Annotated in this window: 13 protein-coding genes, 1 tRNA gene and 2 rRNA genes; 11 read left to right on the forward strand and 5 right to left on the reverse strand. The window is 59.1% G+C overall.

The features are described from left to right. Nucleotides 1-4: 4 nt before the first annotated feature. Nucleotides 5-355 (reverse strand): YkgJ family cysteine cluster protein, encoded by a 351-nt coding sequence (locus B5D61_RS18660; protein WP_078814940.1) that lies wholly within the window; start codon nucleotides 353-355, stop codon nucleotides 5-7. Between the two features lie 12 nt (nucleotides 356-367). On the opposite strand from B5D61_RS18660, the gene B5D61_RS18665 reads away from it, so the two are divergent. Together B5D61_RS18665 and B5D61_RS18670 are read left to right on the forward strand one after the other, a co-directional pair. Continuing rightward, nucleotides 368-1177 carry an urease accessory UreF family protein gene (locus B5D61_RS18665; protein ID WP_078814941.1) on the forward strand — a complete coding sequence of 270 codons (810 nt, stop codon included), beginning with the start codon at nucleotides 368-370 and terminating at the stop codon, nucleotides 1175-1177. A 291-nt stretch (nucleotides 1178-1468) separates the two neighbouring features. Further along, entirely contained in the window at nucleotides 1469-2650 is a 1182-nt protein-coding gene (locus B5D61_RS18670) for a sialidase family protein (protein ID WP_176159525.1), read from the forward strand. A gap of 411 nt (nucleotides 2651-3061) precedes the next feature. On the opposite strand, the gene B5D61_RS18680 is transcribed toward B5D61_RS18670, so the two are convergent. Further along, the gene (locus B5D61_RS18680; protein ID WP_078814944.1) at nucleotides 3062-3415 is read right to left on the reverse strand and encodes an RNA recognition motif domain-containing protein; all 354 of its coding nucleotides are present in this window, start codon (nucleotides 3413-3415) and stop codon (nucleotides 3062-3064) included. 421 nt (nucleotides 3416-3836) lie between these two features. On the opposite strand from B5D61_RS18680, the gene B5D61_RS18685 reads away from it, so the two are divergent. Continuing rightward, nucleotides 3837-5495 (forward strand): alkaline phosphatase family protein, encoded by a 1659-nt coding sequence (locus tag B5D61_RS18685; RefSeq protein WP_176159526.1) that lies wholly within the window; start codon nucleotides 3837-3839, stop codon nucleotides 5493-5495. Between the two features lie 345 nt (nucleotides 5496-5840). Here B5D61_RS18685 and B5D61_RS18690 read toward each other — a convergent pair whose 3' ends face one another. Next, on the reverse strand, nucleotides 5841-9182 hold the full coding sequence (locus tag B5D61_RS18690) for a PVC-type heme-binding CxxCH protein (protein WP_078814946.1): 3342 nt from the start codon (nucleotides 9180-9182) through the stop codon (nucleotides 5841-5843). 264 nt (nucleotides 9183-9446) lie between these two features. Here B5D61_RS18690 and B5D61_RS18695 point away from each other — a divergent pair, with 264 nt between their 5' ends. The 8 genes from B5D61_RS18695 (at nucleotide 9447) to B5D61_RS27230 (ending at nucleotide 15458) form a co-directional block, all read left to right on the forward strand. After that, nucleotides 9447-10715 (forward strand): glutamate-5-semialdehyde dehydrogenase, encoded by a 1269-nt coding sequence (locus B5D61_RS18695; RefSeq protein ID WP_078814964.1) that lies wholly within the window; start codon nucleotides 9447-9449, stop codon nucleotides 10713-10715. 127 nt (nucleotides 10716-10842) lie between these two features. Then, complete coding sequence (locus B5D61_RS18700; protein WP_078814947.1) at nucleotides 10843-11802, forward strand: Gfo/Idh/MocA family protein; 960 nt, start codon at nucleotides 10843-10845, stop codon at nucleotides 11800-11802. A gap of 169 nt (nucleotides 11803-11971) precedes the next feature. Then, on the forward strand, nucleotides 11972-12214 hold the full coding sequence (locus B5D61_RS18705; RefSeq protein WP_078814948.1) for an AbrB/MazE/SpoVT family DNA-binding domain-containing protein: 243 nt from the start codon (nucleotides 11972-11974) through the stop codon (nucleotides 12212-12214). A 166-nt stretch (nucleotides 12215-12380) separates the two neighbouring features. Beyond that, on the forward strand, nucleotides 12381-13505 hold the full coding sequence (lpxB, locus tag B5D61_RS18710; RefSeq protein ID WP_078814949.1) for a lipid-A-disaccharide synthase: 1125 nt from the start codon (nucleotides 12381-12383) through the stop codon (nucleotides 13503-13505). A gap of 18 nt (nucleotides 13506-13523) precedes the next feature. Continuing rightward, entirely contained in the window at nucleotides 13524-14408 is an 885-nt protein-coding gene (locus tag B5D61_RS18715; protein WP_078814950.1) for an N-acetylmuramoyl-L-alanine amidase-like domain-containing protein, read from the forward strand. A 15-nt stretch (nucleotides 14409-14423) separates the two neighbouring features. Next, nucleotides 14424-15059: a hypothetical protein gene (locus B5D61_RS18720; protein WP_078814951.1), complete on the forward strand. Its 636-nt coding sequence runs from the start codon at nucleotides 14424-14426 to the stop codon at nucleotides 15057-15059. A 20-nt stretch (nucleotides 15060-15079) separates the two neighbouring features. After that, nucleotides 15080-15164 (forward strand) — tRNA-Leu (locus B5D61_RS18725). Between the two features lie 141 nt (nucleotides 15165-15305). Next, on the forward strand, nucleotides 15306-15458 hold the full coding sequence (locus B5D61_RS27230) for a LuxR C-terminal-related transcriptional regulator (protein WP_078814952.1): 153 nt from the start codon (nucleotides 15306-15308) through the stop codon (nucleotides 15456-15458). A 461-nt stretch (nucleotides 15459-15919) separates the two neighbouring features. Here the strand turns inward: B5D61_RS27230 and rrf are convergent. Beyond that, nucleotides 15920-16035: ribosomal RNA gene (gene rrf, locus B5D61_RS18735) — 5S ribosomal RNA — on the reverse strand. Between the two features lie 154 nt (nucleotides 16036-16189). Then, nucleotides 16190-16357: ribosomal RNA gene (locus B5D61_RS26675) — 23S ribosomal RNA — on the reverse strand; the annotation flags it as partial.

Raw genomic sequence — 16357 nt, forward strand, 5'->3', positions numbered from 1 at the left:
GCCACTAGTCACCGCTCACTTCAATCGCTTCACACTTGTCCTGCCAACCCGGAAAATTCCAGACATTGGGGAAGCCGGAGCACTGCATGGGCTTCACCGACTGAATGCGACAGACATTCACGCCTTCAAGGAAAAGACATTCGCCATTCGGCTTATCAATGATGGAGAGTCCCGTGCGGCTGATGTTCAAACGGGTGCAGTCACGGATGAACTCCTCCTCCGGCATGCCGATAAACTCCGCGATGGCGGTCACCTCCCTCGCGGTGACATTCACATCCCCGGGCCAGCGACAGCAGTTGCCACAACGCTGGCATTGGTAATAGGGCTTGGGTTTGTCAAGGGCTGGAAGCGACATGGGGAAAACTATATGACTCGCAAGGATGCTGGAGGCTGGCATATTGCTGGAATGATCCGGCTCTTGCAACGTATGGATGACAGCCAGCCCCGACATGGGGAAGGCGGTGCCTCCACGTCGCTCCCCCACAGCGTCACGGTGTTAGCTGATGCCGATGAATCTGCCGAAACTGCGCTGGAAGATTGGTCGCGGGGACTGGACTGGGTGCAGTGGCTCTTCTCCAGCATCCGACAGAGACACAGCGGCCTTTACTTTCATGCCGCCGGGCTGCCAAACACGGGTCTTTATCCGCGTGCCACACTCAGTCATCAGGCCCTGGCCGCCCGCTGGGAAAACTTCCTGCAGAGTGAGTTGCGCGGCTCTCTCGGCAGTACGCTCCTTCAGGCTTGGCAGGCTGTCCAAGAGCAGAATCTCAACCGTCTTATCGAGCAGGACGCCGCTCTGGATGAATCCCTGCCTCCCGCTCTCCGCGCCAGCAGCCGGGAAGCGGGTGAACGCCTCCTGCAAGGAACTCGTGGTGCCCGCTATCAGGGTCTGCTCGGTCGCTACCGTGCCCTGAAAGAAGAAGGCAAAACCCCGGGGCATTTCTTCCTCGTCTGGGCTGCTGTAGCCCATTTTTTCCAACTCAGCCTGACCAACGTCATCGCGGAATACATCCGCCTGGAATGGGAACTCGCCGCGCGTCAGGTCAATCCGCAAGCAGCTCCCCTGCCGCTGGAGAAAATCACCCGCCTGACCAGCCAACTCATGCACAGTGGCACCCCAGGCCTACGCCTGCTAAGCGACGCTGATGCGCAAGACACTGAGATGAAGGAAGCCTAAGCAAGGGAAAATTTAGTGCGGGCAGGCGCTTGATCATGAGAGCAACAAATCGGGTTCAGCTTAATGCCGACTCTTCGAAGAGCGCGAACATGTACCCTCAGGCCTGCTCAGAGGCATCCGTTCGGCAGCCGTCGGTCCATGGGCACCTGCTGCGGAATGAATCCCGCGCTCCGTAACAGGTCCTCCCCCTGGTCAGCGCCCATGACCAGACAGTCCGTCCCCTGCCCCAGCGTTTTCGCTGTCATGACCTTCCTCCGGCGCGCAGCTCAGGCTTTGCTTTTTTCAGCGACCATGGTTTCCCTTCCCCTCTCAGCAGCAGAGCCTTTGTTTGAGACTGTCTGTGTGTTTCCTCTCACGCCGAACAACAAGCCCAACTACCGCATCCCTGGCATCCTGCTGGCTGCGAATGGCGACCTCCTCGTCATCGCTGAGCGGCGCAATGACGGACCCGGAGACATCGGCGATCACGACATCGTCATGAAACGCAGCTCCGACCAGGGCAAAACCTGGAGCGCGGAGCACCTGATCCTGGATGATGAAAAACGCGTCACCACCGACCTGACCCTGGGGCAGGACAAGACCGGCAAGCTGTGGATCTTCTTTCTGCGGGATAAAAAGCGCTTCCACTACCTCAGCAGCACCGACGACGGCCACACCTGGCAGGGGCCCGTGGACATCCACGCCCAGGTGACCCAACCTGAGTGGGACCACCTCCAAGGCAAAACCAGCGACGACGAACCCGCCAACCCGAAAGGCCGCATGGCGCAGTGGGAAAAGGGCTGGGTTCAGCGCTACGGCTGCGGTCCCGGCCATGCCATGGTCCAGCTCGCCTCGGGCCGCATCGTCGTGCCCGCTCGCCACCGGGAGGACTCGGGCAAGGGGCGCCTGCGCAGTTACGCCCACTGTTTTTACAGCGATGACCAGGGGGCCACGTGGAAGCTCGGGGGCACCATTGGCATGCACACCAGCGAGTGCCAACTGGAGGAACTCGCTGATGGTCGGCTCATGGTCATCTCACGCAACGAAAGCGCGGAGGACGCCCCTGACAACCTACGCCACCTCGTCGCCGTCAGCGGGGATGGCGGCGAGACCTGGGGACCCGTGCGGCGGGCCGAAGAGCTCATCACCCCACGCTGTCACGGCAGTGTCGAGCGCCTGAGCCTCGCTGGAAAACAGGACAAGAACCGCCTGCTCTTCGCCAGCCCCGCCGCGCCCTATCGGCAAAAAGAGCATCCCTACGGCCGCTACAACCTCACCGTGCGCCTCAGCTATGATGAAGGCGAAACCTGGACCGCAGGCCGCACCCTCTGGCCCCACCCCGGCTCTTACTCGGACCTCGTGGTCATGGATGACTTCAGCATCGGCTGCATCTACGAGCGTGCCGACAAAGGCAGCAGCCACTACTGGGATGAACTCCACTTCGCCCGCTTCAACCTAGAGTGGCTCACGCAGGGCCGGGATGCGGTGAAGTGAACTGGAGTATCGAGACTCGCGAAGCGACCTCACCCCACCATCTTCGCATCAAAATAATGATATCCACTATTTGACATCCTCAAAGTTAGTCCACCCTGAAGAGCCAGCGTAGAGAACTCCGCCTCACCACCTTCCTCAAAACCTCTCAGCTCGATCTCGATCAGTTCACGACTGCCGTCACGTGGTGCTGGGAGCAGATTCGCGGAAACGGCCACGCCGCCTGGGTCGTGAAACAAGCCGTCACCTTACGCGGTTTCTGCGCCAACTACCCCGGCGACATCTATGCGGAATATCTCAACCAGGAAGCGCGAGAATCCTCGAAGCGAAGACGATGACGGGACCTCTCATCCTCAAAAAAAAGGCACTGCCGCCGAAACGACAATGCCTCAAGGGAGATGAGATCGGGGTCTCTTAGTAGCGCTTGCTGTAGCCACCTTTACCGCCGCGATCTTCACGACCGCCGCCGTAGCCGCCACGGCCACCACCACCGCCGCCACCGAAGTCACGCGGGCGTTCTTCTTTCGGGCGGGCTTCATTGACGTTGATCGCACGGCCCTGCACTTCTTTGCCATTCAGGGCTTTGATCGCTTCATTCATGGCCATGACGGAATCCATCGTGACAAACGCGAAACCGCGAGGGCGTCCAGTCATCTGATCTACAGGGAAATAAAGATCGGTCACGGTGCCGAAGTCACCGCAGAGGTCACGAAGATCACTCTCCGTGATGTTGAAGGGCAGATTGCCCACAAACATTTTGGTATTCATAACGTTAGCTTGGTTCAGCTCCCCGGGATGGCTGTAACTAGCTCCGTTATCGGATTTCAGGACATCATTGAATCCTTGGAATCACCTGATGAACAACTTAGCTTAGCCTTCACCAGGATAACTTGCAGCTTTACAGTCGCCCCGTTGCTCGGGAATAGCAAGAGATGTTTTCACTCGGTGCTGGGTTGGCCAGCGGAGACCCCACCTGAAGCGGCTCATTTCTGAGGTCGCATCCCTCGAAACAGGGGCCAAGAAAACCCAAAACTTTCTGTTAGACGAGAGAGGGAGGATGCTCACACGCGGCTTTCGACGGCCAAGATCCGTCTGGTATTTGCCCAAAGACGCAATCAATAAGGGTTCGCTGAAACGACGGTTGGGTGAAAGACGTTTGTTTGCTCCACGCTTCCTACCTTCCAATCTCATGCGTTTTCGCTCCCCTTTTCTCCTGGCCTTGCTGGTCGCAGGCCTTGCCCCTATCACCGCCTTCTCAGCTCCACCTCAGGCTCCGAAGCTGGTCGTGAGCATCGTCGTGGATCAGCTTCGTTACGACTACCTGGACCGCTTTTACAGCCAGTTTGGCGAGGGTGGGTTTCGCCTGCTGACGGATAAGGGGGCCTTCATGACCTTTGCGCAGTATGATTACTCCCCCACCATCACGGCACCGGGGCATGCCAGTTACTTCAGCGGCAGCGCACCGGTGATGCACGGGATCATCAGCAACGAGTGGTTCGACAAACGCACGGGCCAGATGATGTATTGCGTGAGTGATCCGGATGTGACCGGGGTGGGCACGGACCCGCAGGCCCAGGCGGGCAAGATGTCCCCACGCAACTTCATCGGTGCCACAGTGGCCGACCAGATGCGCCTGCATTGGGGCTCCAAGGTCATCGCCATGTCCGTAAAGGATCGCGGGGCCATTCTACCCAGTGGTAAAAAACCCACGGGAGCTTTTTGGTTTGAGGGAGCCACGGGCAATTTCATCACCAGCAGCTACTACATGAAGGACCTGCCGGAATGGGTGAAGGCCTTCAATGCCCAAAAGCGTGCCGATTCCTACATCGGCCAAAAATGGGAGCGGCTGCTGGATGAAAAAGAATACGCCAATGCCGATGATGTGGTGGGAGAGGCCTCCTTGGCTGGAGAAGAAGGCCGAGTCTTTCCACACCAGGTGATCAAGGCCGAGCAAGAAGGCTACGAGCCCATCCTCTCCACGCCCTTTGGCAATCAGATCCTGGCGGAATTCGCCAAGGCCGCGATCGAGGGTGAGAAGCTAGGCCAGGGCGACAAGCCGGACCTGCTGTGCATATCCTTCTCTTCCAATGACTATGTGGGGCACAAGTTCGGTCCCTATTCTCAGGAGGTGCAGGACATCACCCTGCGGCTGGATCGCCAGCTTCAGGAGCTGTTTGCCTACCTGGATCAGAAGATCGGCCTGGACCATGTCGCCATGCTGCTGACTGCGGATCACGGTGTGGCTCCGACTCCGGAATTCGCTGCTGAACAGGGTCTGGGGGGTGGACGCCCCGGCCTGTCGGACCTGCTCATGGATCTCCAGGCAAAGATTGTGGAGCGCTATGGCCCGGGTCGCTATTTCCTGGCCTCGAAAGGTCAGCTCAAACCCCGTCTAGTGGATGGCCTGCTGTATTTCAATCACCCCACCCTGCTGGAAAAACAGATTTCTCCCGAGAGCTTCACCGCCTTTATCCGCGAGTGGGCCCTGTCCACCGGCATCTTCCATGCCGTCTATGGGCGTGAGCAACTGCTGGAAGGCCGCGCCCCAGGCGTGATCGGTCAGCGGGTGATGAATGGCTTCAATGGCGAGCGCAGCGGCGATGTGCTGCTGACGCTGAAACCCTTCCTGATCTCCGGGAGCGGCAAGCCGGGCATCGGCACCACCCACGGCACCCCCTTCACTTACGACACTCACATTCCCGTGCTGTTCTATGGCCACGCGTTCATCCCGGGACGTTATCCCGATGAATTTCACATCACCGACATCGCTCCGACGATTTCCGCCGCACTCGGCATCCAGGAGCCTCCTGGCTGCATGGGCAAACCGATGGCTCGGATTTTGAAATAGGCTCGTTAGGCAGGCCAAGCATCCTGGAGCGCGCGCGTCATCGCGCCGTCAGCGGTCTCTCGCCGCTGACCGTTCTGAGAAGTCTCGATAGTATAGGATCGGCAACTCAGTGAGCGTGTGCACAGGCTTTGACGCAGGTGATGAACCCCTCATCGGCACTGATGAAGACTGCTGATTCTGCAATCGCATCCATCAGTGGCGATGAGTGGTTTGAAACTATCGATCAGGACAGAAGTGGGCACCCGAGAACGGTTTCCTGCGAGGACGCAGGAAACGGCAGGCGAGACGCCCGCGCTCCAGGAAGAACGCGGCCGCGGCTCACCGCCTACCTAACATCAAGTGCATTCACTTCCCGGCCGTCAGGAAAGCCAGGAGATCGGCCATCTGTTCCTTGGTGATGGCGGCTTCGAGGCCGGGAGGCATGAGGCTGCGGTCCAGAGATTTGAGGGTCTTGATGGCGCTACGTGGCAGGGTTTCTTTCAGACCGCCCATCATGACGAGGACGATGGCGTCACTGGTTTCACTCTGAATGAGGCCACTGAGCACACGCCCATCGGTGGTATCCACCTGATACGCGCTCCAGCGGGCTTCGAACATGCGGTTGGGGTCCAGGATATCAGCCAGCAGGGCCTCAGGCGGTTTCACCTTCACATCGGACAGCGGCGGGCCCACGTCCACACCGAGGCTGCCGTGCTTATGGCAGGTGATGCAGATGGTGGCGAAGACTTGCTGCCCCTTGGCCGCATCACCGGGATGGGTCATCGCGGCCATGTAATCCTTCACCACGGCGGCGCGGTCACTGCTGGCTTCGCCAAAGAGTTTCTTGGCCAGAGTGGCCATCTCACCCGTGCCGCGCTGATAGCGCCAGCGTGTCTCCACATCCACCCAGGCGGTGGGGAATTCCCCCTGCTCCATGCGTTTGAACAAAGCCAGAGCCGTGGTTGCATTGCTGGTTAGGAGGGGCACCAGATCACGTTTCAGGGCAGGTCCGGCGCTGGGCAGGATGTCATAAACCAGAGCCGCCGTGCTGGTGGCGGGGTATTTCTTCAGCAGGGTCAGTGCCGCCGTGGTCAGTTCCACGGGTTGTGTGCTGGTCAGCAGGCTTTTCACCACAGGCTGCACGGTCTCCCATTTGCGACTGCTCAACAGGGGCAACACGGCGAGGCGTTGGTCGAGCGAGCTTTTTGGATCAGCTACAATGGCGTCGATCTTGGATTGCAGTGCAGCGATCTCTTGAGCGGCTGCTTCGTGGCCTTTCGGCAGCTTGGCCAGACCTTGAAGAAGCGCGGGTTTCCACCAAAGGAGTTCGCCGGGTTGCTTTTGTAAAAGCGTCAGTAAAGCAGCAATGTCTTCGGTTTGTCCATCAGCAAGAGCACCTGTCGCAAAGGTGCGCACTGTGGTCGCCTTCACTTCCGAAAAGGTGGTATAAAACTCAGCACTCAACAGACTGAGCACTTGTCCCATCTTGCGAGCAGAAGCCGAGGCGATCATCTTGGCCATCCAAGGATCTTCGGCATGAGCTTCCAACAGCATGGCCAGCGTCTTCGCATCGGCATCCGGCGAAACATTCAAAAACGCGGCGCGCTCAGCATGCTCCTTCGGCACATCGCCCCAGCCGGTTTCAGGAATGGCGTGATACTTGCCGGGCACCTTCGTCACCAGCTTCGTCGTTCCCTTCGGCACGATGCGCCAGATGCGGCCCTGGAGCTCGCCTTGGCGCATGTCGTGGCTCTTCACGAAGTCTTCGGGGAAGAAGCGCGCATGATCAATCCAGCGGCGATACATGTCACACACATACAGAGCCCCATCAGGACCGGTGGTGACGTTCACCGGGCGGCTCCATTCATCGCCGTTGCGGAAGAACTCCGTGCGCTCACCCACACGGGTGGCCTTGAGCGAGGCGCCGTTCGGCTCCACCTTGTAGCGGGTGATGAGCTGGCCAGTCGGATCGGGCACGAAGACATTGTTTTTCAGCTCAGGCATCAGGTCGCCACGATAGACCCCCAGGCCGGAACAAGCGGTGTTTGTGCCGGCGTGGGCGTCTGCCGTGGTGTGCGTGATCTTCAGGGGATAAACTCGGGTCTCAGGGCCAGCCGGGGCGATGTCCTCGTAGTTCTGGGTGATGCCGGCATGAGGATTCTGAGACATGGCCGCCCAGGGCATGACGGTGAACATGAGCGGATTGCGATTCGAGCAGTAGAAGTGATGGCCCCAATCATCAAAGGCACCGCCGTATTGGCCCTTGCCCCCGGTGGGCTGGATCTCCCCTGTCTTCGGGTTCCAGCGGAAGTTCGCTCCCGGCACGCCCACCACTTTGGTCGGGGCATCGGCAGGGTAGATCTCTTTAGCATCCAGGCCGTTGTTGAAGTGAACCCAGCCATCCAGGCCCCAGCGTGGCGCGCTGACCTGGAGCTGACTGTGGCGTGGATTGAAGCCCTTGATGAGCGGGCGATTCACATCCGCTTTGCCATCGCCATCCGTGTCTTTGAGATAGAGAATCTGCGTGCGGGTGGTGGCGATCAAACCGCCATCGTAGGGCAGCAGGCCCTGCACGTGGTCCAGGTGATCGGCAAAGACCTGGCTCTCGTCCATACGGCCATCACCATCCTTATCGGTGAGCATGGACACGCGGGACATGAAGGGCTTACCCGCCTCAGGCCCCAGCGGGTAATCCCGCATCTCCGCCACGAACAAACGCCCCTGGGCATCCCAGGTGATCTCCACGGGATCTTGAATCAGAGGCTCGGCAGCCACGAGCTGAGCCTCATAGGGACCGTCGAACTGGATTTGCTTCAAGGACTCCTCCGGGCTCAAGGCCTGCTCCTGGCCCTGGCGTACCTCGATATCGCTGCCTCCGCTGGCCTGGATGGGATTCCATTTTTCTTTGAATTGGCCTAATGGATGAAGTTCATAACGGCGCACGATCATCTCCGCGCCTTCGGTCTGGATGCAGATGCGCCCCTCCGCAGGTTTGCAATCAAAGGCTTCATTCACCAGCAGGCCATTGACGAAGTATTGCAGGGTATCCCCCTTGGCAATGACCTCCAGGCGATTCCACTCGCCCACCGGGCTATCAGGATCATCCTTGCCCCGGAAGTTGATCTTATCCGCCCAATCTTCATCCCGCTTCTCCCAGTTGATGCGGCCTTTGGTCACCACCTGAGCAGGCGCGCCCTTCTTCCAGCGCTTTTCTTTGTCGCGATCCAGCTCGATCTCGGCGGTCGCACTTGTAGTTAGCTCCGTGCCATCCGTCAGCTTGGGGGAAAGCACCAGGATATCCCCAATGCCGCCCTCGATGATCTGGGCCTCGATGCTGGCCATCCAGGTATCGCCATAGGCACCATGCGGGCCGTAGCTGTGGACGAGGATGCCGTTGTCCCGGGCGCGATCCACACGTTTGCCCCAGGTCTTCGCGCCCCACTTGAACTCCACCACGAGGTGATAGTCCTTGAAGCTCTCCTTGGTGACCATGTAACCGTAGCCCTTGCCACTGATGTGCAGTTCGTTTTCCTTGAGTTGAAAGACCTGATCCGCCGGATCATGGAAATCAGCCTTCGGGTTGATGTGGTATTCCACCTGTCCGGCCTTCATCAGGTCCAGGACATTGAGTGTCTGCGTGACCGTTTCAGCAGCGGTGAGTGCCGTGGCGGTGCAGGCCAAGAGTGCGCTAAGGAGGGGGAGTCTCATGCGGATGGTGTGAGGGGAGTGCTACGCATTAAACGGGCCCAACCTTCCCCCTGCTCCGCCCGAATGGCACGGGTGGTGGTGTTTTTGTGATATGGGGTGGGACACGAGGGGAAAACCGGGGAGATCACAAACCTCGATTGAGGGGAGTGATCCCCCCCTCATTCTTCATTGGAACACCCGCCGGGCCATGCCATGGTGGAGGCTCCTTTTTTCTCCCCTGCCCTGCGCAGGCCCTCGCACGTATTCTCTTTCTCTGACCGCTCCATGACCGATTCTGAAATCCAAGCCGCCATCCACGACATGGGCCGCCGCGCCCGTGCCGCCGCCCATGAACTGGTGAAGCTGAGCACGGCCCAGAAAAACACCATCCTGCTGGCCATGGCGGATGAGATCGAGGCCCAGGAGAGCCACATCCTCACGGAGAATGCCAAGGACCTGGAACGCGCCGCCGCCAATGGCCTGTCCAAGGCGATGATTGATCGCCTGACTCTGGATCCGAAACGCCTGAAGGCCATCGCCCAAGCCGTGCGTGAAGTGGCTGCCCTGCCCGACCCCGTCGGCGAGGTACTGGAGCAACGGACCCGGCCTAACGGTCTGCTCATCACCAAGAAGCGCGTGCCCATCGGCGTCATCGGCATCATTTTCGAATCCCGTCCCAATGTGACCACAGACGCCGCCAGTCTGTGCTTCAAGACCGGCAATGCCACCCTGCTGCGAGGGGGGAGCGAGGCCATCCACTCCAATGTGGCCCTGGCCGCCGCCCTCCAAGCCGGGGGTGAACGCGCTGGACTCCCAGCAGATAGCGTGCAGCTCATTCCTTTCACGGATCGCTCCAGCGTGGAGCACATGGCGAAGATGGATCAATACCTGGACCTCATCATCCCGCGTGGGGGTAAGGGGCTGATTGAAAAGGTAGTCTCCACCGCCCGCATGCCCGTGATCAAGCACTACGACGGCGTCTGCCATGTGTATGTGAACCGTGAGGCAGATCAGACCATGGCCGCGGACATCATCATCAATGCCAAGACGCAGAAACCCGGCGTCTGCAATGCCCTGGAAACCGTTCTAGTGGATCGCGAGATCGCCGCCACCTTCTATCCCGTGCTCGGTCAAAGACTTGCCGCCGCCGGCGTGGCCATCCATGCCGACCCCGAAGCGCAGGCTCAGCTCGGCGTGCCTAGCGAACCCGCCACCGAGCAGGACTGGGGCACCGAGTGGCTGGACCTCATCCTCTCCACCAAGACCGTCGCCGGCCCAGATGAAGCCATCACGCACATCAACCGCTACGGCAGCCATCACACGGACAGCATCATCACCCGCGACCGTGCCCTGGCCGAGCGCTTCCAGCATGAAGTGGACAGCGCCGTGGTCCTGCATAACGCCAGCACCCGCTTCAATGACGGTGGCGAGTTCGGCTTCGGAGCCGAGATCGGTATCAGCACGGATAAGCTCCATGCCCGCGGCCCCATGGGTCTGGCCGAGCTGTGCAGCTACAAATACCTCATTGATGGTAGCGGCCAGGTGAGGCAGTAGCCAGTGAACAGTATTCAGTAATCGGCGAAAGTTGGCCAAACTCACTGACCACTGACCACTGACCACTGAAGCCTCCCTTTCCCCTTGCCAGCCCGCTCTCCCCATTTAAGGCTGAGCCAACACAAACATGGATTCCGTTTCTTCCCCTTTCCGCATCGGCGTGGCCGGTGTGGGTGCCATCGGTAAAAACCACGCCCGCATCATGGCGGAGATCGCCGCCCGGAGTGAGGGGGCCATCGTCTTTTCGTCGGTTTATGATGCCGACCCTGCACGTGCGGCCGAGTTCGCGGCTCAATACAACACGCACCCGGCTTCGGATTTGGCCGATTTCGCAGGGCGTGTGGATGCCGCCACCATCGCTGTGCCCACCATCTATCACCGTCGCGTGGCCGAGCCCCTGATGAATCAAGGCGTGCATGTCATGGTGGAGAAACCCATCAGCGAGAGCTATGCCGAGGCCCAGGCCATGATCGAGCTGGCCCAGGAGAAAAACGTCCTCCTCCAGGTGGGGCACATCGAGCGATTCAACCCCGTGCTGCGCCAACTGGAAGAGCGCATGGACCACCCGCGCTTCATCGAAGCCCATCGCCTCTCGCCTTTCCCCAACCGCAGCATGGACATCGGAGTCGTGCTGGATGTGATGATCCACGACATCGAGATCGTCCTGCATCTGGTGAAGTCCCCGCTGGTGCAAATCGACGCAGTCGGCATCCCTGTGCTGACCAAGCGCGAAGACATCGCCAACGCCCGTTTGAAATTTGCCAACGGCTGCATTGCCAACATCACCGCCAGCCGCATCAGCCCCGAGAAGATGCGCAAGATCCGCGTCTTCCAGCAGGATAGCTACCTCTCGCTCGACTACCAGGAGCAGAGCGGCTGGATCTATAAAAAGGATGGCATGCAGATCGTGCGCGAGGCCGTGGAGGTGGAGAAAGACGAGCCGCTGAAGCTGGAGATCGCCGCCTTTGTGGAGTGCTCCCGCCTCGGCAAGCGCCCCGTCGTCACCGGCCAGGAAGGTGCCGAAGCCGTCCGCATCGCCCTGGAGATCACGGATCAGATCGAGAAGAATGCCGCTTTAGGAAGCTGAGGGGTGACGTTGGCTGTTGTTAGCGATGGTTTTCCATAGTTGGCAGTTGTTTCGATCCTCTGCTTGCCGCGCCTCCAGGTCCCTCCAACCGCTGCAAACGGCTCAGGGCAGTCACAGGCTGCCACAAAGTTTCACTCGACCCGTCTCGGTCTGCTAGTATTTTTAAACCATGACGATCACTGCCAACGGCCAAGTGACCATCCCTCAAGCGCTGCGGGAACGCTATCACTTGCGTCCAGGGACAGAGGTGGACTTCATCGCACTGGAGGATGGGCTGCAAATCGTTCCCCAAAAGCCCCACCACCACGCTCCTCAGGTAGTCGCAAGCTGGCTCTCCAAAGCCCAAGGCTGCGCCTCTACTCCCCTGAACACGGATCAATTGATGGCCATGACCCGAGGAGAGGAATGGTAAGGTTGGCTGTTGTTGGCAATGGTTTGCCATGGTTGGCTGTTGTTTCGATCCTCTGCGTGCCACACTTTTCACGACTACAATATTCATCGCGCCTTCCAGGTTTCTTCAAACCACTGCCAACACTCGCCAACAACGGCTCAGCCACTGCAAACTTCACTCCCCTCCCATGCCCCATCTTTACATCATTGCCGGTGAAGTCAGTGGAGACACTCATGGGGCGGGTTTGATCAAAGAGCTGCGTGCACTCGATCCCAGCCTGACCCTCAGTGGCCTGGGGGGGCCCAAGATGCGCGAAGCCGCAGGCAACGGCATCGAGGATTGGGTAGAGACCGCCGGGGTGGTTGGGCTGTGGGAAGTGCTGAAGATGTATGGTTACTTCAAGCAGCGCTTCGATGCCACCGTGCAGACCATCATGAGCACGCAGCCCACCGGGGTGGTGCTGGTGGATTATCCAGGCTTTAACCTGCGCGTGGCCAAGGAACTGCGGAAGCGCGGCTACACGGGCAAGATTCTCTACTACATCAGCCCCCAGGTCTGGGCCTGGAAGAAAGGACGCGTCAAGGTCATGGCCAAGGTGCTGGATCTCATGATCTGCATCTTCCCTTTCGAGAAAGAGTTTTATGAAAAGAGCGGTCTGCCCACCGAATTCAGTGGGCACCCCATGGTGGACCGCGTGGCGCAACTCAAGCGCAACTGGGAGCGCGAACGCGGCCTCATCGGCTGGTTCCCGGGCAGTCGCCTCAATGAGGTGAAGCGCCTGTTTCCCATCATGCTTCAGGCAGGCCTGGCCATCCGCATGGCGCTGCCTCAGGCACGCTTCGCCGTCTCTGCCGCCAATGAAACCCTGGCCGGGCACATGCGCCAGATGGCCGAGGCCGCCGGGATGCCGGAGGCAAAGCAGTGGATCGAAACTGGCACCGTCTATGACCTGATGCAGCGCGCTCAGGTCGGCGCGGTGGCCAGCGGCACCGCCACGCTGGAGGCTGCCTGTTTCGGCCTGCCTTATGCCCTGGTCTATCAGGTGACGCCCCTGACCTACATCGCGGCTAAGACGGTGGTGCGCATCAAGAACATCGGCATCGTCAATGTGCTGGCTCAGCGTGATGTGGTGAAGGAACTCGTGCAGGGTGGGCTCACGCCCGATACCCTGGCCGCCGAAATGGTGGACCTCATCACCAATGACCACCGCCGCGCCGAGCTCCAGGCCGAATTGGCCGAAGTGGTGGCCTCTTTAGGCGCAGGCGGAGCGTATCACCGTGCGGCGAAGGCTGTGCTGACAAGCCTCGCCTAACCACCTTCACTTTTCCCCATGAATCGCCGCACTCTGCTCCAATTGCTGGCTGCGAGCGTCCTCCCCAGAGTCGTTCGTGCTGGTGAGCATCTGCCGCAAAACCTGACCTTCGTCGGCCAGAAGAAGTTCGAGCGCATCGTCGCTCAAGCTTTGAAAGAAAACTGGCGTGCCCTACCCATCGGTGAGCGTATCACCCGTGCCGCGCTTGCCATGGAGGGCATCCCCTATGTCGGATACACCTTGGAGATTCATGACCGCATCGAGTCTCCTTCCGTCAATTTTGCGGGACTAGATTGCTGGACCTTTTTTGAGATCGCCCTCGGTATCGCCCGCATGCTGAAGGAGAAAAAAGGCCCCTACACACCGAGCGATCTGCTGCGGCAGATCGAGATCACCCGTTACCGCCACGGTATCTGCAACGGCGGCTACCTGGACCGCATTCACTACCTGGATGAATGGTTTCGGGATAACCAAAAGCGTGGCCACATTCAGAACATCACCGAGAGCTTGGCTCAAACCGTGCCACTCACCGACCGCCGCATTGATGAGATGACCGTGCTGTGGAAAAGCTACCGCTACCTCAAGGCCAATCCTGATCTACGACCAGGCATGGCTCGCATCGAGGCTGAACTGCAAACGCACCCCTTCCGTTACATCCCCAAAGAAGCCGTCCGCGCCATCGAGCCCAAGCTGCGCAGTGGGGACATCATCGGCATCGTCACGCATAAGCCGCATGTCTATTGCAGCCATGTCGGCCTCGCCGTGCGCACCGCCGATGGGCAGTGCCACTTCATGCACGCTTCCTACACCCATAAGAAGGTGCTGGTGGATCAGACCCTCTCCGGTTATTTAGCCGACTTTAAGAGCCATGCAGGAATCGTGGTGGCGCGCCCCGTGGATTGATGCCACACTCCCCGCATGATCCTCGCTGACATTGACCCCGTCCAGATCATCATCATCGTCATCGCGATGGGGGCGGGCTTTCTTCAATGGCTCTGGGGCCTCATTCAGCAAAAGCTGGAGGAGGGTAAGCGCCAAAACATGCCCCTGAGTGAGGAAGAACGCGCGGCGCGTGAAGCCGCTTGGAAACAGCAGACCCAGCAGGAGCGCACCTACCGCCCCCCTACGCAGGCCCCGACGCCCACCTACAATCCCTGGGAGACCGTGCGGGATGTCTTCGAGCAGGCCCGCCGAGCACAAGAGTCTCCTGCCCCTCCCCAGCGCCCCACCAGCCCCCCTCCGCCCCTACCACAGAGCCAGCGCACCCCACCAGGCACCGTGCGCGCAGATCTCCGCCCGGCTCCTCCGCCCGTCCCGTCCAAGTCCGAGCCTTTTCCCGTCACGGCCAAGCCTGCTAAGATGGCGACTCCCCCCGTCTTCTTCGACGCCCCCATCAAGCCCCCCCTTGCTACGCGACAGAAAAGCGAAGCCGCCAGCCCCTACTCACTCAAGGATCTGCTGCACAATCCCGCTGCAGCCCGCCAAGCTATTTTGCTGCGTGAGATACTTGGTCCACCAAAAGCCTTGCAATCTTCTGGCGACTCGCCATTTTAACGGTCCTTACTTAACTGCACGCCGGTGTGGTGAAATTGGTAGACGCGCTAGACTCAAAATCTTGTTCCGTAAGGAGTGTCGGTTCGAGTCCGACCACCGGCACCATCTCTTAAAATTTAAAGAGGTGCATTCCTCCGAAGGAAGTCCTCCCACGGAGAATTTTCCGGACTGTAGGGTTCCCCAAAAACCGCAGTCGAACAACCGAGGCTCTCAAAAACCAAGCCTCTTTGGCGTCCCCCATCATCAATGCGCCTTGTCCTCAAATCCAGGGCAAAACCGCCCGAACGCGAGTCAGAAGTTTTGGCTTGGATCCTCACTGAGCACGCTACAAAACAGATCGCCACTGAGCTGATCGTGAGTCAGAAAACCATTGAAGCGTCTAACGACCGACACTCTTAGCGAAGACAGAGGCATGTTGCTTTTACAGTTTGTTAGACCCTATAGATGGAACAAGGTTGCGACAGTTTAGCTCAGCTTGAACATTGAGCCCTTGGCAATGCAGGGTTCACTGCCCACTTGATCGAGGGGTGTTTTCGCCTTGCGTCCCTTTGATACAAGGATTGGATTGGTGCGTGTGATCCTCCACGCGAGTGGAATGGAGGCTTCGCGCTGCTTTTATGAGTGCGGTGCGGCTATTGATCTGAGGTTCCGCCGCAAGCGCTGGTCGAGGCGCAAAATGCTCATCTGGTTAAGGAGGTGCGTGGGAGAAGCGGTTGGTTGGATCTCCTGGGAGATTTGTCCCGAAGCACAAACCCATTTTCCCAACAAAATGAGGTTAGACTGTCATAGGCCGCAGCGATTGGTGTCGTGTCGTTAAACAAAAAACCCCCTCGGCTTCGTGAGAAGGGAGGGGGTTTATAAACTGGCGGCGACCTACTTTCGCAGGACCTATCGTCCAACTATCATCGGCGCAACAGCGTTTCACTTCCGTGTTCGGAATGGGAACGGGTGGTTCCACTGTGCCATGACCACCAGACTTACGAGCAGAGGTTATTCAATTAAGGACTGCTCGACAGTCTGAGGGTAAGGAAGGGAGCTGATCGAAGTTCCCTGACAACTGCATACAGGAGTAAAGATGAACAATTTCGGTTTGGGCCGACGTGTGTGTCTTGTTTTGAAAGGAATGAAGGCAATGCAAGACAAACGGATGATTAGTATCGCTAAGCTGAACACATTACTGCGCTTGCACCCGCGACCTATCAACGTGGTAGTCTTCCACGATCCTTCAGGGAAAGTTTATCTCGGGATGAGCTTGGCGCTTAGATGCTTTCAGCGCTTATCTCTTCCGCACATAGCTG

Source organism: Prosthecobacter debontii, assembly GCF_900167535.1.
Taxonomy (GTDB): Bacteria; Verrucomicrobiota; Verrucomicrobiia; order Verrucomicrobiales; family Verrucomicrobiaceae; genus Prosthecobacter; species Prosthecobacter debontii.